21 protein-coding genes and 1 pseudogene are annotated in these 16,637 nt (G+C 48.7%); 20 read left to right on the forward strand and 2 right to left on the reverse strand.

The window, feature by feature from the left end; genetic code table 11:
• Nucleotides 1-177 precede the first annotated feature (177 nt).
• The 18 genes and pseudogenes from BN161_RS20385 (at nt 178) to BN161_RS20465 (ending at nt 12,622) form a co-directional block, all read left to right on the forward strand.
• Nucleotides 178-642 (forward strand): phage tail protein, encoded by a 465-nt coding sequence (locus BN161_RS20385; RefSeq protein WP_044269755.1) that lies wholly within the window; start codon nt 178-180, stop codon nt 640-642.
• Nucleotides 643-645: 3 nt separating this feature from the next.
• Nucleotides 646-1,131 carry a phage tail protein gene (locus BN161_RS20390; protein WP_044269757.1) on the forward strand — a complete coding sequence of 162 codons (486 nt, stop codon included), beginning with the start codon at nt 646-648 and terminating at the stop codon, nt 1,129-1,131.
• A 6-nt stretch (nt 1,132-1,137) separates the two neighbouring features.
• Nucleotides 1,138-1,323 (forward strand): hypothetical protein, encoded by a 186-nt coding sequence (locus tag BN161_RS20395; RefSeq protein WP_044269759.1) that lies wholly within the window; start codon nt 1,138-1,140, stop codon nt 1,321-1,323.
• Nucleotides 1,324-1,335: 12 nt separating this feature from the next.
• Complete coding sequence (locus BN161_RS20400) at nt 1,336-1,998, forward strand: LysM peptidoglycan-binding domain-containing protein (RefSeq protein ID WP_044269761.1); 663 nt, start codon at nt 1,336-1,338, stop codon at nt 1,996-1,998.
• Nucleotides 1,999-2,002: 4 nt separating this feature from the next.
• On the forward strand, nt 2,003-3,778 hold the full coding sequence (vgrG, locus tag BN161_RS20405) for a type VI secretion system tip protein VgrG (protein ID WP_044269763.1): 1,776 nt from the start codon (nt 2,003-2,005) through the stop codon (nt 3,776-3,778).
• 52 nt (nt 3,779-3,830) lie between these two features.
• Nucleotides 3,831-4,133 (forward strand): PAAR domain-containing protein, encoded by a 303-nt coding sequence (locus BN161_RS20410; RefSeq protein ID WP_044269765.1) that lies wholly within the window; start codon nt 3,831-3,833, stop codon nt 4,131-4,133.
• Nucleotides 4,134-4,286: 153 nt separating this feature from the next.
• Entirely contained in the window at nt 4,287-4,496 is a 210-nt protein-coding gene (locus tag BN161_RS20415; protein ID WP_044269767.1) for a hypothetical protein, read from the forward strand.
• On the forward strand, nt 4,453-5,001 hold the full coding sequence (locus tag BN161_RS20420) for a GNAT family N-acetyltransferase (RefSeq protein ID WP_044269769.1): 549 nt from the start codon (nt 4,453-4,455) through the stop codon (nt 4,999-5,001). The genes BN161_RS20415 and BN161_RS20420 overlap by 44 nt, the downstream gene beginning before the upstream one ends.
• A 127-nt stretch (nt 5,002-5,128) precedes the next feature.
• Complete coding sequence (locus tag BN161_RS20425) at nt 5,129-5,557, forward strand: GPW/gp25 family protein (protein ID WP_044269771.1); 429 nt, start codon at nt 5,129-5,131, stop codon at nt 5,555-5,557.
• Nucleotides 5,558-5,574: 17 nt separating this feature from the next.
• The gene (locus tag BN161_RS28845) at nt 5,575-6,060 is read left to right on the forward strand and encodes a D-Ala-D-Ala carboxypeptidase family metallohydrolase (protein WP_044269773.1); all 486 of its coding nucleotides are present in this window, start codon (nt 5,575-5,577) and stop codon (nt 6,058-6,060) included.
• 44 nt (nt 6,061-6,104) lie between these two features.
• A complete protein-coding gene (locus BN161_RS28235) occupies nt 6,105-7,679 on the forward strand; it encodes a fimbrillin family protein (RefSeq protein WP_125910885.1) in 1,575 nt (524 codons plus the stop codon).
• Between the two features lie 43 nt (nt 7,680-7,722).
• On the forward strand, nt 7,723-9,039 hold the full coding sequence (locus tag BN161_RS20440; RefSeq protein ID WP_125910886.1) for a hypothetical protein: 1,317 nt from the start codon (nt 7,723-7,725) through the stop codon (nt 9,037-9,039).
• Between the two features lie 170 nt (nt 9,040-9,209).
• Nucleotides 9,210-9,770: a hypothetical protein gene (locus BN161_RS20445; RefSeq protein ID WP_044269778.1), complete on the forward strand. Its 561-nt coding sequence runs from the start codon at nt 9,210-9,212 to the stop codon at nt 9,768-9,770.
• 116 nt (nt 9,771-9,886) lie between these two features.
• Nucleotides 9,887-10,024: a hypothetical protein gene (locus BN161_RS29940; protein WP_167332560.1), complete on the forward strand. Its 138-nt coding sequence runs from the start codon at nt 9,887-9,889 to the stop codon at nt 10,022-10,024.
• A gap of 158 nt (nt 10,025-10,182) precedes the next feature.
• Complete coding sequence (locus BN161_RS20450; RefSeq protein ID WP_044269780.1) at nt 10,183-10,539, forward strand: type II toxin-antitoxin system RelE/ParE family toxin; 357 nt, start codon at nt 10,183-10,185, stop codon at nt 10,537-10,539.
• Entirely contained in the window at nt 10,536-10,844 is a 309-nt protein-coding gene (locus BN161_RS20455; RefSeq protein WP_044269782.1) for a helix-turn-helix domain-containing protein, read from the forward strand. Before BN161_RS20450 ends, BN161_RS20455 begins: the two co-directional genes overlap by 4 nt.
• Nucleotides 10,845-11,109: 265 nt before the next feature.
• Nucleotides 11,110-11,591: pseudogene (locus tag BN161_RS28850) on the forward strand (KilA-N domain-containing protein); the annotation flags it as partial.
• A gap of 479 nt (nt 11,592-12,070) precedes the next feature.
• Nucleotides 12,071-12,622, forward strand: coding sequence for a PDDEXK nuclease domain-containing protein (locus BN161_RS20465; RefSeq protein ID WP_044269784.1), 552 nt, complete (start codon nt 12,071-12,073; stop codon nt 12,620-12,622).
• A 90-nt stretch (nt 12,623-12,712) separates the two neighbouring features.
• On the opposite strand, the gene BN161_RS30675 is transcribed toward BN161_RS20465, so the two are convergent.
• Nucleotides 12,713-13,186: a hypothetical protein gene (locus BN161_RS30675; protein WP_244436572.1), complete on the reverse strand. Its 474-nt coding sequence runs from the start codon at nt 13,184-13,186 to the stop codon at nt 12,713-12,715.
• Between the two features lie 21 nt (nt 13,187-13,207).
• Nucleotides 13,208-14,509, reverse strand: coding sequence for a hypothetical protein (locus BN161_RS30680; protein WP_244436574.1), 1,302 nt, complete (start codon nt 14,507-14,509; stop codon nt 13,208-13,210).
• Here BN161_RS30680 and BN161_RS30685 point away from each other — a divergent pair.
• Both BN161_RS30685 and BN161_RS20475 read left to right on the forward strand, forming a co-directional pair.
• A complete protein-coding gene (locus BN161_RS30685; RefSeq protein WP_244436575.1) occupies nt 14,498-15,868 on the forward strand; it encodes a baseplate J/gp47 family protein in 1,371 nt (456 codons plus the stop codon). The two genes, BN161_RS30680 and BN161_RS30685, sit on opposite strands and share 12 nt — an antisense overlap.
• A 4-nt stretch (nt 15,869-15,872) precedes the next feature.
• Entirely contained in the window at nt 15,873-16,613 is a 741-nt protein-coding gene (locus tag BN161_RS20475) for a hypothetical protein (RefSeq protein ID WP_044269786.1), read from the forward strand.
• The last annotated feature ends 24 nt before the right edge of the window (nt 16,614-16,637 follow it).

Genomic DNA, 16,637 nt, shown 5'->3' on the forward strand with positions numbered 1-16,637 from the left:
CGTGGGGCTGGGCGATACCATGACCCCCGAGGACATACTGGAAGGCATCATGCGCATCACAGTGCTGGTGGCCATCAGCCGTCCGGCAGAGTTTATCGAAATCACCTTCCAGCAGCAGATGCAGAAGAGCTGAGTTTAATCAAAATAGAAAAATAAACCATTTAAAATTTTAATATTATGGCAGACAATGGAGCAGCACAAAGTGCAAGCACTCAGGCATGGCCGTTACCGAGTTTTTATTTCAAGGTATCAATTTCTAATGTAGGAGACATTTCGTGTAGCGAAGTGTCAGGTCTTGAATCGGAGTACGAGGAAATCACCTATCGTGCAGGTGACAGTCCCGTCTTTACCAAACTGAAAATGCCCGGATTGAGAAAGGCAGGAGACCTGACTTTGAAGAAAGGTGTATTCAAGGACGACAAGGCATTGTGGGACTGGCTCAACAGTGTCAAACTGAACACCGTCCAGCGTGAAGTGGTAACAGTGAGCCTGCTCGATGAATCGGGTAGTCCTGTAAAGACTTGGGAGGCAGTGAACGCATGGCCGAAGAAACTGACGGTGGAAGGCTTCAAATCTGATGCCACTACCACGGCAATCGAAACATTGGTCATTGCTCACGAAGGAGTAAATCTGAAATCGTAATTTATGAGAAAGCAGTCTGCATCTTCCAATGCTAAGCAGCAGGGATGGAATCTTCCGACTTCATTCTACTTTCGTGTGGATTTTCAGAGAGGATCAAAGCATTTCCAAGCATCCTTTATGGAAATCAGCGGATTGGGCATGCAAATAAAGACCGAAAATAAAGGCTCGGTGGTAAGTTATAAGGTGCCCACAGGGATTTCGCACAGCGATATAACGTTGAAACGCCCTTTGACTCCCTATTCTGAAGGATTTACCACCTGGATAAATAATTGGCAGAATTGGATGGAAGGAAGAGACGGACGTATTGAGGTGTATGATTTAGTAGTCAAGCTATTGGATTCTGACGGAAAACCTTTGGCCGGATGGCTGTGCAGACGTGCTTATCCCATAGACTGGAAACTGGATACATTGGATGCTACCGGAAGCAAATTGTCTTGTGAAACGATTGTCTTGACTTATGTCAGTATGAGACGTTTGGAAATTTTGTAAACGGTTATGGCAATCATCATCAAGGAAATGCGCATCCGTACCGTGGTGGAGAAACGAATCATTACGGAAACGGAAGTTTCGGACGAAATAATCCGGAAGATAGAAAGCCGCGTGCTGGACAGGCTGTCCGAAGAAAACAGAAGCGGACAGCCTGCCGGACGGCGGCAGACGAAGAGAAGAAACGAAAGATAAGACAGAAGCGATATGGGAAATATGAAGATAACAGCCTATGCGGACGACAGTTTCAACAGCGAATGCAAGTCCGCGCTGGAACTGCCCGCCAATCCAGAGAAGGTGAAGCTCAGTAAGGGAGTCCGCTATGCGGAGGACAAGCAGCTGGGCAGCCTGAACGGGTCTAATTCCTATGTGCGCTACGAACCTGAAACACTCTATTTCGAGTGTTTGCTTGACGTGACCAACGCAATGGGGGATGATGACGGGGAAAATCCCGTGCGTAACACGGTGAATGCACTCGAAGAGCGGTTATACGATTATAATACCAATGTGCACCGTCCCTCGTTCGTCAAAGTGGAACATGGCGACATCACCTTCTTCGGGCAGCTCAAGGCATTGGAAACGGAATACACCCTTTTCAATCCCGAAGGGATGCCGCTACGCGCCGAACTGAAGGTGACACTGACGGGCTATTGCAGCCAGAAAGAAGAGAAGAAGCACTTCTCCAAACGCTCGCCCGACGTGTCGCGGCTCGTCACGCTGAAAGAGGGGCAGACACTTGCCGCCCTCTGTTATGAAATATACGGCGATGCGCTCCTGGTGGGGCAAGTCACACGATTCAATAACCTGAACGGTTACAGGAACATTCCCGCCGGTACGGAAATCCTGATGCCGATGCTAAAAAAAGAATAAGATTATGGCAGATTCGCCTTCAATAAATAAAGACCGTGTACTGTCTTGCTCCGTCTATTGCAACGGCAGCAAGCTGAAAGAAAGTTATGCGCTGGTGTCCGCCACCGTGCGCCTGGAGCTGAACCGCATCGGCAAGGCAACGCTGAAGTTCAATGCCGGAAACATGGACAAGCAGACCTTCGACGAGAGCGACGACTCGCTCTTCAAGCCGGGCAACACCATCCGTCTGGATGCAGGCGGTATCGACAAGGAGGAAACGTTGTTCGAGGGCAGTATCATCGGGCTGCGCATCCTCACCGGCAAGGACTTCCGTTCCTATATGGTAGTAGAATGCCGTGACAACGCCTATCCCGCCACGCAAGGTCGCAAGAACCGCATCTTCGAGAAAAAGAAAGATAACGAAATCATCAAAGAAGTATTGTCTGATTATGGAAGCGTGGACGTGGATGCCACACCCTACCAGCACCCCACATTGGTGCAATACTACTGCTCCGACTGGGACTTCGCCCTCTCGCGTGCCGATGCCAACGGGCTGTTTGTCTTTACCGACGGCAGCAAGATAAAGGTGAAGAAGCCGGAAGTCAGCGGCTCACCCGTACACACCGTAACCTTCGGCACGGATATTACCGCCTTCGACCTCGAACTCTCGTCGGACGACCAGTTCACGCAGTACGAGGCGGTATCTTGGAGTCCCAAGGAGCAAAAAGCCGTAAAGGTCACCGCCTCCGCCCCCTCGCTCAACAAGCAGGGCGACCTGCAACCCAAGAACATCGCTTCCGGCGACAGCCTGCTGCTACAGACCGATGCGCCTACCGATGAGAAAGCCCTGAAGCAATGGGCGGACGGCATGGCTCTGAAAGCCGGGCTGGCACGCTATCAAGGCTCCGTCAGCTTCTACGGCTCGGCAAAGGTGAAGCCGGGCTGCATCATCGAGCTGAAAGGATTGGGCAAGCGGTTCAACGGTAACCTGTTCGTAGGCTCTGTAACGCACACCATCGAAAACAACGAATGGATTACCCGGGCAGGCGCAGGCGTTTCGCCCCTCTGCATCACCGATGAAACAGATGTGGTTTCCCCTTCCGCCTCCGGCTTCCTGCCCGGTTTGCAGGGACTTCACGCCGCAGTGGTGAAGAAGCTGGACGGCGATCCGCTGAAAGAGCAACGCATGCAGATAGAACTGCCATGGATGGACGGAAAGAGCAAGCTGCTCTGGGCGCGCCTCTCCACCATGTATGCAACAGCAGGCATGGGCACTTTCTTCCTGCCCGAACCGGGCGATGAAGTACTGGTAGGCTTTATGAACCAAGATCCTGCACACTCGGTAATCCTCGGCTCGCTGTACGGAGAGAAGCACAAGCCGCCCTACGAATACGAAGCGAAGAACAATACGAAGGCGATAGTGACCCGTGAGAAGCTGCGCATCGAGTTCGACGAGGAAAAGAAGATAATAACGGTCTCCACCCCCGGAAAGAACACGGTGGAAATCAGTGACGACGGGAAGCACATCAAGCTGACCGACCAGAACAAGAACGAAATAACGATGGACAAGAACGGTATCAGCCTCTCGTCCGCAAAAGATATTACGCTGAAAGCCAAAGGCAACATCACGATGGATGCCACGATGAAACTCAGCGGCACCGCCAAGCAGGATGTAAGTATGGAAGGGCTGAACGTGAAAGTGCAGGCGAAAATAGGAGCCACCGTCAAGGGCAACGCCACGGCGGAACTCTCGGCAAGCGGCCAGACCACCGTGAAAGGTGCGATGGTCATGATAAACTAAGATGACAAACGATAAATAGTAAATTGTAAATAGTCAAATTGTAAATGAAATTATGCCTCCAGCAGCAAGAATAACCGATATGCACACCTGCCCCATGCAGACCCCGGCGTTTCCCTCGCCGATACCCCATGTGGGCGGCCCCGTAGTGGGTCCCAGTGTGCCGAACGTACTGATAGGGAAAATGCCGGCAGCCGTTGTAGGCGACATGTGCGTCTGCGTAGGTCCGCCGGACACGATAGTGAAAGGCTCGTCCACCGTGATGATTGGCGGAAGACCCGCCGCACGCATGGGCGACAGCACCGCGCATGGTGGAACGATAGTGGCGGGATGCCCCACGGTGATGATAGGAGGATAAACCTCTCCCGAAAGAGAGGCCAATATAAACAAAAACGTTCTTTGACATACTGGAAAACAATACGGGAAATAGAATATAAAGCATTGTTTCTTTGGCAGTTCCCCCATTATGTACTACCTTTGCCATATTTAAATAAAAGAAAGGAGAACAATTATGGCAAGACCGATAAAAGAAACCCCGATACTTTTTGGCAATGATGCCCGGCGGTTCGAGGAACGGATGAAAAATCCGCCCAAAGAAACCCCTGAAGAGAAGGAGAGAAGATTGAAGCACTATCACACTGTGCTGCAATGGTTTGAAAACGGAAAGAAGTACGAAGATGAATTACGAGCAAGTAAGAATCCGCAAACTGCAATCGGATGAAATGATGCAGTCTTTTGACTGTGGAGACACCGACTTGAACGAATTCCTTTTAAAAGAAGCCGCCCTTTACCGTAAGGCACTATTGGCTGTAACCTATATTTTGGAAGATATTCCGACAGGAAACACCTTGGCTTACTTCAGTCTGGCAAACGACCGTGTTTCATTAAGTGATTTTGAGAACAAGACAGAATTCAACCGTTTCCGCAAGCACCGCTTTATCAATGAAAAGCGATTGAAAAGTTATCCTGCCGGCAAGTTATGCCGCCTGGCAGTCTGTTCCTCAGCCAAGGGCATGCATTTCGGCTCTTATCTGATAGACTTCATCAAAAGTTTCTTCATTACAGACAACAAGACCGGCTGCCGCTTCCTGACGGTAGATGCTTATGCGGATGCCATTCCGTTTTATCTGAAGAATGGCTTCGTGCCTCTGAACGATGATGATAAAGAGGATGATACACGCTTGCTGTTTTTTGACTTGGAGACGGTTGCAGATACCGCTATCTAAGTCCAAATTCATAAAATTTTAATATTCTGTTTCCCGTCCCGCCCCTCTCCCTGCAAGGAGAAGGGCGGGACGTTCGTTTTCCGGTATGCCTCAGAAATAGTTTGGAAACAAAAGAAAGGAAAACGATATGGACGAACAGAAAAGACTATTGGACACCGATGCCTTCCTGGGCAGAGGATGGAGCTTCCCCCCGACCTTGACGGACGACGGAGTGGCGATGGCTGCCTACGAGGAAGACATCGAGCAGAGCCTGCACGTGCTGTTCAGCACCTCGCCCGGCGAGCGTGTCTGCCGCTACGACTACGGCTGCCCCCTGCGGCGATATGCTTTCGAGCCGATAACCACGGAAACCACGGTGCGTATGCGGAGCGACATCGCCCGTGCAGTGATTCTCTTTGAACCACGCATCACGCTGGAAGAGGTGTCGTTCGAGGAACAGCCTGCGGAGGGCGTGTTGCTGATACACCTCAGCTACACCGTGATTCGCACCAACAACCGCAACAACATGGTCTATCCGTTCTACCTCAATGAAGGGACAACGATCAGAAATGTATAACTCAACACTTTAAGCGTATGAAATATTTTACTCTACAAGAATGTATCTACTCCTCCACGGCAGTGGAAAAAGGCATCGACAACACACCGTCGCCCGAGATAAAGGCGCATATCAAGGAATCCGTAGAAACGCTGCTCGACCCGCTGCGCGAGGCATGGGAAATCCATTGCCGACAGAACGGCTTGGGCAAGGTGGGTATCAACATCTCTTCCGGCTACCGCTGTCCGGCACTGAACAAGGCGGTGGGTGGCTCGTCCACCTCGGCACACCGCTACGGCTATGCGTTCGATCTGGTTCCGGTGAACGGACGGATGATGGAGTTCAAGCATTTCTGCCGCGAGTTCCTTGCCGGCCGCAAGTTCGACCAGCTGATTTCCGAGGGCGAGGATGACAGCGGAATGCCCAGCTGGATGCACGTGGGTTACAAGCATCCCGACGGCGTGCAACAACGGGGGCAGTATTTCTCGATGATACACGGTAAATATTATCCCATGACCAAGTAAAACAGATATAGTTAAGAATAAGAATAAACAAAATGAATACCAATATGAAGAGAAAGAAACTATTTACAGCAATATGCCTGATGACCGGGCTGTTGCTTGCAGGCTGCTCTAAAGATGAAATGACGGACGGCAACACCCTGCCCGAAGGACAATATCCGTTGGAGATTGCTTCGGTGACGATGAGCGTGGAGAGCAGCGAACAGCCGTGGAGTGCTAATGCTCCGCAGACACGGGTGGCGGAGAGCGAGAACGGTGAAAGCAGCGTGTGGAAAAAAGGCGATGTGTTCTATGTGAAAATTGAGGGCTATGACGAAGTGGGTACGTACAAGATAACCGATGCCGAAACCGGTACGGTGGAAGCCGTCACACCCATCTACTGGCACAGCACTACCCAAAACGGCAAAGTCACGGCTTGGTACACTTCCCCGTCTGCCACCACGGATGGCACGGTAGACCTTAGCAACCAATCCAAAGGTTTGGTGTATACGTTGCAAGCCACGACAAACGCCTCATACGGTGGTAGTCCCGTTTCCTTGAACTTTACTCACCAGCTATCCAAGGTGCGTGTCTATCTCCGGGGCACGGCCTACGAGGGAAACGCTACGGGCGTAACGATGAACAGCTATCCGGCATCCTGCACCGTTGCCAACGGGGAAGTAACTGATTCCGGTACCACAGGAACCATCGCGATGCACCCCACTACTGCCAATGGCCAGCCTTGCTTCGAGGCAAATGTTCCCATAGGTACACTGGCAAAAGACAATGCTTTTGCCGTAACCTTGGAAGGAGGTACAAGTGTTACGGTCAGCCTGACTGCGGATATGACGCTTGCTGTCGCCAACCTTCATCGTGTAACGCTTAAACTGCACAAGAGCGGTACAACGGAAGTGAACCTTGCTCAACAGACAGGTGCTTATGAAATCAGCAGCGATGGTAATTACTATTTCTACGGCTCCGGCCGCAACAGTATCAATGTGACAGGTGGAAATCCGAATATATATTTGGGTGATGCCAACATCTCGATAAATGACGGCAATGCCATCAGCATAACAAGCGGAAGCCCGACCATCATTGTGCAGGGAGCAGATAATAAAGTGGACAGTGGTATGAACGGCGCGGCCATCTCCGTGGCAGCGGACTGCACCGTGACCATTAAAGGCAACGGCACGGACGATATGCTGACAACAACGGCAGGATATGAAGCCCCGGCTATCGGCAATACCTCCGATTGCGGGAACATTACCATTGAAAAGATTACTTTGTATGCCAATACCAGTTATACAGCCCTTAATATTTGGCCGGGAATCGGAACCTATACAGGTAACTGCGGCATAATCACGATAACCGATGCCACTGTCCATGCCAAAGCAATATATGCCCCGATGGAGGGAATGCCTGCTATAGGCTCAAAGTCAAGCGCGCCTACGATCAATGTCACAAACTCCACGATCCATGCGTACCGTGGAAACGATAACACCGATTACATCGGAAAAGGAGGGTCTTATAGTACTGCCAATAAGGGAATCCAAGGCACTCTCGAAAATACAACCGTCTATTTATACACGATGATTGGACAAAGGGGATACAAATCAGATGGCAGTGAAAACTTTGGTTTGTAAACGTGAAGCAGGAAACAAAATACTAACTTAAAACTTGATGGATATGTACGAAGCGAAGCAGAATAAGGAAAAACGAAATCGGGGTGTTGTAAATAATATCAAAAAGGCTGATCGATATAAGAACAAAGTCAGTACTCCTAATTATTATGTCAATCAAATGATGTTGACAAGGAGAAATGAGGGTAGAAAAAGTAAAATAGATTGTTTTAGAACTCGTTTTGCTGATATTAATATTGAGCATCAAGATGCTTCTACAATATTTATCGAGAAGTTAAACTATTTTATACAAGAAATTAGCAAATCCGAATTCAATAGTCAATTATCATTTTACGGCGTGTATTTTGGTAGCATGGGACCGCATACAATTGCACATTCGTCATTAAAGAAAACGATTGATAATTTGTCAAAAGAAGGTATTGCAGATAAATTTTGCCAACTAATTCAAACACCTGATCAAATTCAAACAATTTTAGCGAACGAAACTATCTTTTATCCTGTATCAGAATATAATGAAAACTTAGGATTAAATTCACCACGTTTGAATTCGTATATAAAAATGTATTCTGAATTGTATAACACATGTAGTGGTATTGCAGAATATTTTCAGAGCAATATTAATTTTATAAATGAAATCGAACAACCTACTTATAGCGATGAGAATGCAATTTATACATCTCAAATAGAACAACTTTGGAAATATCTTCAAGATAATATGGTTTATTTATTAAATCTTAATCCATATGCCACTTATGCATGGCATCGTACAACAGGATATACAGATGAAGAAATTAGAGGTAAAGGAGAATCTTCTTGTAATTTGTTTGATATTACAGAAGAAGATTTTCCCCAAAAAATAGATAAGTTTTTTGATAAATTATCACTCTGTGATATAACATTCTATGATATAGATGGTTTCATTAATTATATATGTGTATTTTTCCCGAACATAGAGAAATCTAATATTAAAGTTTTTTTACTATCCAATCGTATTATTCAACTTCCGAATGTCCCAATTGAAATTAGTGAAGATGAAATTGATAACTACTTTATTGACATGCAAAATGTTAATTATACATTCTCATTAAAGAAAATTGCTACAATGTCAATTATTAGACATGTTGATATTATTATTTTTGCTAAAAAAATATTACAGTTGCCAGATATAATGGATGTGTTGGATCAAATATTTACGATATTGTCTTATGTCTATGATGAATTTGTAGAACAAGTATCTCAATTGGTCTCTCAGCTAATGCAATTGAACAATGATGAACAATTTATAGACATATATAACTTGTTAGAAAAAAATGAATTACCCGTCCCGGCGGATGTGTCATCATGTGTGGTCGGAAGAAATTAATTGTAACACCCTCAATGAAAAAGGATTAAATTTGCAGTATCAATTATAAAATTTATAAGCCATGTATTTGAATGAATTGAAATATCATGCCGCAGACTTAGTCCCCTTGCGAGGTGGCTACTATTCAAGAGAAAAGAAGAATGAGTAATAATTTTGAAATAGAATGAAGTATGTACGAAGGAAAAGAACATAGAAAAGCGATCAGTCGGGTAGTAGAAACTCCCACAAAACGAATATGTAGTTATACGCAAGTTTCGCAAAAAAAATCCTTGCAAAACCTAAATATGAAAAGCCAGCGTATATTACAGAAGATGGCATGGACTGCAACCCGACCCTTAGGCCAAATACCTTTAGTAGGTCCATTACCACAGAATCAAAATAATATAGTATTTAATCCTATGCACGCAAAAACTGAAAATCATAATATGGGTAATCTGAGTTTTAATCATCGACATATTATTTTTGACAGACCTCAAAATTTACCTATAGGGAACTATGATAATATCGGCTTTCATTGTGCAAATGGATCGGTTTATGGTGCTGGAGCACTGTTTTCTGAACCATGGCAAAGAATGGGATATAGAATAAGACGACAAATTTCACATAATAATGGGGAAGATCAGCGATTGCATCAAGCAATAAATAACAATGCAAATCCAGGAAACTACAACTTGCTTTTTAACAATTGTCAAGATTGGGTAGATAGGGTTACCACGGCAGCTGGTTTATGATTTCCGTTCCCCCGTCCCGGCGGATGTGTCATCATGAGTGGTCGGAAGAAATTAATTGTAACACCTTAAATGAAAAAGGATTAAATTTGCAGTATCAATTATAAAATTTATAAGCCATGCATTTGAATGAATTGAAATATCATGCCGCAGACTTAGTCCGCATGTTGCCGGAGCAGACCTTGGCACGTATGGCAGCCACAACGAGTATGCCACGGCTCCATTACGCAACCCAAGTGACAATAGGATTTGGTTGACAAATATATAGGTTTAAATAGATTCACTCTATCAAATCTAAAACGAAAGAACGCTCTTTGACGTGCTGAAACAAAACAGGAAATAAGAGATAAAATAAGTAAAATGCGTTGCATGAGTTGATTAATTAGTTAACTTTGCAACATCAAAAGCACCAGAGATGAAATACATCAGAGAAATTACAATCCACGGTGATTACTTTGCCGAATTTTACGATGAGCAAACGCCGTCTGTCCAACGCAAGATAAACTACGTGCTGAATCTGATCCGTGTAGAAGAAAAGATTCCATCCAAGTTTTTCAAGAATATTGAAACAGTGGCAGGTCTTTTTGAGATTCGGGTAGAAATGGAAGGCAACATATATCGCATCTTTTGTTGTTTTGATGAAGGGCGGCTGGTAGTGCTTTTCAACGGCTTCCAGAAGAAGACGCAGAAAACACCACCGCAAGAAATAAAGAAAGCCACCGCAATAATGAACGAATATTTTAATTCAAAGAAGAAAGGAACAGAAAGATGAATGCAACAAAGAAATCAATTAAAGGCTGCCGCACTTTTGATGACATCCTCAACGTTCAGTATGGTTCCGAAGGTACTCCCGAACGCGACCAATTTGAATGTGATGCCGAAGCCTTCATCCTTGCCGAACGCCTGAAGGAAGAACGTCTGAAAGCCGGGCTTACGCAAGAACAGCTTGCTGAGAAGATAGGCACCAAGAAATCGTACATCTCGCGCATCGAGAACGGAAAGGCAGACGTACAACTATCCACCCTCTACAAGATTTTCCAGGGGTTGGGAAAGCGCGTCAGTCTGACTATCTTGTAAGCCGTCGGGCACTCTCCTCTCTTATTTCCGTCCTGCCGTTTCAATCTGCATTGAAACGGCAGGACGGCTTTGTTTTGTAGCGGCATGTATGGAGTAAAGATGATAAAAAAGAAGAACGCTCTTTGACATATTGGGAAAAAGGAATAATGAAGAAAACTTAATAGCCCGGATTTTAATTGTGTCGAATTCGACACGGATAATTCTAAACCCACCGAATTCGAGGGGTTTAGAATTATCCGTGAAAACAGGCTGTAATGTCTTTATTTTAAGCTATCTGGGCACATGGAAAACGATTCATAATCCCGGTTTTAAAGTGGTCGAATTTGACCACTTTAGAAAGCAGGCTGATTTGCCGAGCTTTGTCTTGAGTGCGTCTGAATGGATTGAGAGAACCAATGCCATCAGTGTACCTTTCAAGCTCTATCTGATAGAGGAATTTCAACGGCTGAAAGAGCAGGAACAGGCACAGATAGGCTGGACTGCTAAACGGGAGCCGACGTGCTGAACATGGCACTGTTCGGAATGACCGCCTTGGAATGGCGCGACAAGCATCCCGACCTGAAAGGCAATATCCGTGACTACGCTTCGGTGAACGAACTGATATGCCTCTCGAACATGGAAAGCCTGAATGCCGTGTTTATCCAAGACGGAATTCCACAACGTGAACGGCTCATCCGGCTGAACCGCATCGCCATACAGCAGATGCAGGTGCTGGAAGATATGGCAGGACGCAAGCTGCTGAAATAATTGCCGGTAAAAAGGCTCCAACTGTCGCAAATTTTGCGACAACTCGTAAAACGATAGATCTATTCTCCATTATTCCGCTTTCCCTTTGCGACATATCGCCGCAGGAGGAAAGCGGTTTTCTTTTTCCCAAGAATTGAAGAATACAGAAATATTGAGATATAAAAAAACAAATAGACAATGGTAACGGACAACAGAAAAGGCGGCACGCTCCGCACAGACTATAAAACAGACCTCCACCGGTCAATAAGTATTAGGATTTGTCATCATAGGTGGTCGAAAGATATTACAAATCCGATTGGACGAAAGATGAATTAGCTTGAAGAAGAACGTTCTTTGACATATTGGGAAAAGGAATAATGGGAAAAGCGACTGAATATGCGTAAGTTACGGGCATTTTTATTACTTTTGCAAACTGACATAAAGAGATTCGGCTATGCCATTATGCAGAAAGCCGGAACAAATTATATTAAGGCAAAAGCATGAAAGAGGACAAGAACATAACTGTAACAAACATCACCCAAGTAGTCAATGACATCAAGCAAATCATTGATGCGGGGAGAACGGCTGCATACTCAGCCGTAGACGCTACCATGATTGCCACTTACTGGAACATAGGCAGGCGTATCGTGGAAGAGGAACAGTATGGGCAGGAACGCGCCCAATACGATAAGGAACTGATAAAGTCGCTCGCAAAGGAGCTGGCGCATGAATATGGCAGCGGTTACAGCCAACGGTATCTGGCCTATTTCCGGAAATTCTACCTCACGATGCCCGACTTGACAATTTTGCAAACACGTTTGCAAAATCTGAGGTGGTTGTACGATGAACTGAAACGAACGGAAGGCGACAATCCGACCATAGGCATTGTACTCTGTTCGGAGACGGATGCCGACATAGCCAAATACTCCATATTGAAAGGCAATGAACAGATATTCGCCACGAAGTACAAGCTCTACCTGCCTACGGAAGAGCAATTGCGCCGCGAGATAGAGCGACAGAAGGAACTATATCTGATGCAGCATGGCAAGTAAAGACCGATATATGAGATTGTGAACACTGCGCTCACAATCTATGCTATTATCAATTCCATTATTCCGCTTTCTGTTAGTCACTGAATGTGATTAGAGGAAAGCGTTTTTTTTCCCGGTAATTGAAGAATACAGAAAATATTGAGATATAAAAATAATATAACAATGGCAACGAATGACAGACACAGCGGCACGCTCCGCACCGACTACGAGACCGACCGGGCACGGCTGGACGGCTTTCCGGCCATGGAAAGCGACCGGAACATCCTGCTCCATCAGCTTATCGAAGCCGGAGGGGAGATTCATTATCGTGAAGGGAAGCAAGAGGGAACACTCGCCCCCCTGCTGGAGAACCAGGTACTGACGGTGATTGCCGATATTGTCCGCAAGAAATTGTCGGGCTATGGCGGCAGCTATGCCGAAGGGCATGGTACGACAAAGCAAAGCGCGTATGCCGATAAGCTGGAAGCGGACATCCGCAGATGGATTGCCCGGTTGGACGGGTATCTGGAGCACAGCTGGCGGACAGGCAATAGCGGAAGTCCTGCCACGGAAACCGCGCTTCAACTGAAAGGACAGCTCGAAGCGTCATTGGAAAAGACGGAGGCAGCGGACAAGCCCGAATACTTCCGGATGCTCCGTACCGTCACCGCCATACAGGAAAATGCGGAACACTACTTGCGACAAGCCGCGGACAGCGGCGACACGGAACCTGCGCTTGCCCTGCTCATCGCCTGTCTGAAAAACTACAGCAGCATTGCCGGAGCCTTCAACAGCCGCCTTGCCTCGCTGCCCGAACTTTACCGCCGGGACATCCTGCACGCCGTACCCCGGGGAGCGGTGCAGGACAATGCCTACCTTGTCATCACTCCTGCCGCCGGAAAAGCAGGGTTCACCATTTCCAAAGCCCAGCCATTCCCTGCCGGACAGAATGCCGCAGGGGAAGACCTGATTTACCGGACCACCCAAAAGGAATACATCAGCCCGATGCAGTACGAAAAGGTGGATATGGGCTCTATGCAGTCGGGCTGGCAGTTGGAGTCGCCCCTGCTTGTGCTGGACGAGGGTGAACGGAGGGTAACCATCCGCTTTAAATTGACCACGGACAATGATGTACCTTCCGGGGACATGAAGGAGGGCTTCACACTGCAATACGCCACGGCTGAAGGATGGACGGAAGTACCCTCTGAATGTTCCGCTTCCGATGGGAACCTCTGTTTCCGCTTTGCTCTCCACCATGATGAAGCTGCCCCCACGTCCTGCATCCAGGAGATACACGGCATGGTGACGGAATATCCGGCTCTCCGCATACTGACCATCGACAGCTCCTGCCAATGGGCAAAAGACGTAAGGTTCACCGATGTACAAATGGAGGTGAATGTAAGCGGCATACACAACTTCACGTTCTACAACGAACTGGGGGAGGTAGACACGTCGCAGCCTTTCTCTCCCTTCGGCATACAGGCCGGACGCGGCGCCTGGTTCCTGTTCGGGAATGATGAGATGGGGCTGAAACACTTGCAGACCGTTTGCCTGACCGGACGGTGGCAGAAGCTGCCCGAAACGGAAGCGGAATTCAACGAGATATACAAGGAGTACGGAGCCGATGCGGACTCGTTCACGATAGATACCGAATACCAAAAGGACAGAGCGTGGCACCCCTGTGCAGACGGCGGACAGAAACTGTTCTCCTTTGACGGGAACGGTAAATTCTGCCCGGCCAGGATAGCTTTCAACTTTGCCGGACTGCTGTTCTCCTCCGGAAACGCAAGTGGCAAAGATGAATACAGCCGTGAAAAGAACGGATTCTTCCGCGCCACCCTGCAAAGCCCCGCCATCGGCTTCGGCACGGATGCCTACCGCAAGCGGTTCACCGACGTGATGATTCACAACGGCCGCTGCAAGGAGAAGGAACGCAAGCCGCTGCCACCGGAACCGGCCGTGCCCCTGCTGGCGGATGTGGAGCTGTCCTATACCGCTGGGGAAACAACGGAAACAACAGATTCCTCCATCCGGCTGGGCCGTATCACAGCACTGCCGGAGATGAATCCTGTTCCCATAGAATCGGGAAAAGAACAGCCATTCTTGCCTGCTGTTCCGTCCGGACATCTGCTTTACTTCGCTTTCTCCCATGCAGAAGGAGAAAAGAGCGTGCGGGTGTATCTCGACATGACCTTGCCCCGAGAGAAGATACCCTTCTACAATCCGCAGTCCGGAAGCAGCCTGAAACTGAGTTGGGAATGGTGGAACGGGACCGACTGGGAATCCCTCATCGGGGATGCCGTCCGTGCCGAAGAGACCAACGGACTGACGCAAAGCGGTTTCATCGAAATCAAGCTGCCGAGAAAAATAGAAACCTCCCATACCGACAGGAAAGGGAGGATGTGGCTGCGTGCCGCCCTGACGGGTGACACCACCGCCTGCCTCGCCGTCCGCAGCATTTGGACAAACTGCATCCGGGTGACCGCACAGAACGGCGACGGCACACCGCTGCCTGCCGGAACGATACAAGGTCTGCCGGAAGCGGACGAGCGGATAGAAAGCATCGTCCAGCCTCTGGACGGCTTCGGAGGCCGCCCTGCCGGAACGGAGAGCGAAACCGCCGTGCACCAGACCGCACGCATCGGCAACCGCCACCGTGCCGTGACGATGAAGGACTACGAGGAACTGGTGCTGGAGCATTTTCCCGAGGTAGACAAGGCGCAGTGCATCCCCGTCCCACGGGACAAGGGCGCTTCGGAAATCCGCCTCGTGGTGTTCAGCCGCGCGGAGGACAGCCGCTACTTCCTCTCCCCGGCATGGAAGCTGGCGGAGATACAGCGGCTCGTCAGCCGGTATGCGCCGTCCTTCGTCACCCTGCGCGTAATGAATCCCGTGTATGAAAAGGTGAGCATACACTGCAAGGCGGTGCTGTGGGACAAGGTGCGGGACGAGGGGAAGACCATCCGCCAGCTGGTGGTGCTGGCACAGAACCACATCGCGCCGTGGTACCGGAAAGGCGGCATCCCCGAACTGCAACAAAGCTTCTCCTACAAGGAGCTGCACGCCCGGATGGCGAACCACGAGGACCTGAGGAAAGTCGTCGCACTGGAGGTGGACGGAAAGAGTCCGGATGCGGAAACCGGGGAACTGATATTTAAAGGCAGCCACCCATGGAGCGTGCTGCTGCCAAAAGTACAAATCGAACTGCTCTCTTCGCGTGACGGCATCGACACCGCCGAGATAGGAAGCAGCTTCATAATAGGATAAGACGATGGAACACAACAACCGAAAAGACCGGAATACCCTGAAGGCGTATTTCAAGAAGGGTCAAACGCCAACCGAAGAAAACTTCGCCGAACTGATAGACTCCATGACGAACCTTGTGGAGGACGGACAGATAGCGAGAACCGGCAAGGGCTGGACTTTCTGCCCCAAGCAGGACGGCGCCCTGGAACTGGGACTATATACGGATGAATCCGCCACGGAGACCGAACCGCCCGTGTGGACGATTACCGTGACCCCCGAAAAGAAGCTGCTCGTCAGGAACGCCGGAGGAGAAACGGTGCTGGAAGCGGCACAGGACAAGTCTGTCATGCTGCACGGCAGCCTGAGCGTGGAGGACGGAATCACCGCCACGGCCTACAAGACCGGAGGCGGAGGCGAACCCTCTCCCGGCGGCGAGGAGTATGTGACCATCCCTGCCGACAAGCAATGGCACGACCTGCCCATCGACGTGTCCCGTGAAGGCTTCGGCTGCCGGGTGTACCGCATCTACGCCTCCTTCCGGGAGCAGGGCATGGGGCTGTGCCGCCTGACACGCGTCACCGCCATCTGGCAGAACCGGATGGAGCAGCAGATAGAATCTCCCCAGAAGCACTGGTGGGGCTGGTCGGGAAGCGTGCGTTTCCGTTGGGAGGAACACGGAGGAACGCCCTGCCTGCAGATGCGCAGCAAGAAAAAGCTGCCCTCGGGCGAGGTGCACTGCCGGATAGTGAAGATGTACAAGGGATAGAGATAATTGACAATGGACAATGGA

The sequence above is a fragment of the Bacteroides timonensis genome (assembly GCF_000513195.1).
In the GTDB taxonomy this organism is placed as follows: Bacteria; Bacteroidota; Bacteroidia; order Bacteroidales; family Bacteroidaceae; genus Bacteroides; species Bacteroides timonensis.

What these genes read in the sequence shown, in the direction of transcription:
- BN161_RS20385 (WP_044269755.1), top strand. Translation starts at nt 178, where the DNA reads ATGGCAGACAATGGAGCAGCACAAAGTGCAAGCACTCAGGCATGGCCG.
- BN161_RS20390 (WP_044269757.1), top strand. Translation starts at nt 646, where the DNA reads ATGAGAAAGCAGTCTGCATCTTCCAATGCTAAGCAGCAGGGATGGAAT.
- BN161_RS20395 (WP_044269759.1), top strand. Translation starts at nt 1,138, where the DNA reads ATGGCAATCATCATCAAGGAAATGCGCATCCGTACCGTGGTGGAGAAA.
- BN161_RS20400 (WP_044269761.1), top strand. Translation starts at nt 1,336, where the DNA reads ATGGGAAATATGAAGATAACAGCCTATGCGGACGACAGTTTCAACAGC.
- vgrG (WP_044269763.1), top strand. Translation starts at nt 2,003, where the DNA reads ATGGCAGATTCGCCTTCAATAAATAAAGACCGTGTACTGTCTTGCTCC.
- BN161_RS20410 (WP_044269765.1), top strand. Translation starts at nt 3,831, where the DNA reads ATGCCTCCAGCAGCAAGAATAACCGATATGCACACCTGCCCCATGCAG.
- BN161_RS20415 (WP_044269767.1), top strand. Translation starts at nt 4,287, where the DNA reads ATGGCAAGACCGATAAAAGAAACCCCGATACTTTTTGGCAATGATGCC.
- BN161_RS20420 (WP_044269769.1), top strand. Translation starts at nt 4,453, where the DNA reads ATGAATTACGAGCAAGTAAGAATCCGCAAACTGCAATCGGATGAAATG.
- BN161_RS20425 (WP_044269771.1), top strand. Translation starts at nt 5,129, where the DNA reads ATGGACGAACAGAAAAGACTATTGGACACCGATGCCTTCCTGGGCAGA.
- BN161_RS28845 (WP_044269773.1), top strand. Translation starts at nt 5,575, where the DNA reads ATGAAATATTTTACTCTACAAGAATGTATCTACTCCTCCACGGCAGTG.
- BN161_RS28235 (WP_125910885.1), top strand. Translation starts at nt 6,105, where the DNA reads ATGAAGAGAAAGAAACTATTTACAGCAATATGCCTGATGACCGGGCTG.
- BN161_RS20440 (WP_125910886.1), top strand. Translation starts at nt 7,723, where the DNA reads ATGTACGAAGCGAAGCAGAATAAGGAAAAACGAAATCGGGGTGTTGTA.
- BN161_RS20445 (WP_044269778.1), top strand. Translation starts at nt 9,210, where the DNA reads ATGTACGAAGGAAAAGAACATAGAAAAGCGATCAGTCGGGTAGTAGAA.
- BN161_RS29940 (WP_167332560.1), top strand. Translation starts at nt 9,887, where the DNA reads ATGCATTTGAATGAATTGAAATATCATGCCGCAGACTTAGTCCGCATG.
- BN161_RS20450 (WP_044269780.1), top strand. Translation starts at nt 10,183, where the DNA reads ATGAAATACATCAGAGAAATTACAATCCACGGTGATTACTTTGCCGAA.
- BN161_RS20455 (WP_044269782.1), top strand. Translation starts at nt 10,536, where the DNA reads ATGAATGCAACAAAGAAATCAATTAAAGGCTGCCGCACTTTTGATGAC.
- BN161_RS20465 (WP_044269784.1), top strand. Translation starts at nt 12,071, where the DNA reads ATGAAAGAGGACAAGAACATAACTGTAACAAACATCACCCAAGTAGTC.
- BN161_RS20475 (WP_044269786.1), top strand. Translation starts at nt 15,873, where the DNA reads ATGGAACACAACAACCGAAAAGACCGGAATACCCTGAAGGCGTATTTC.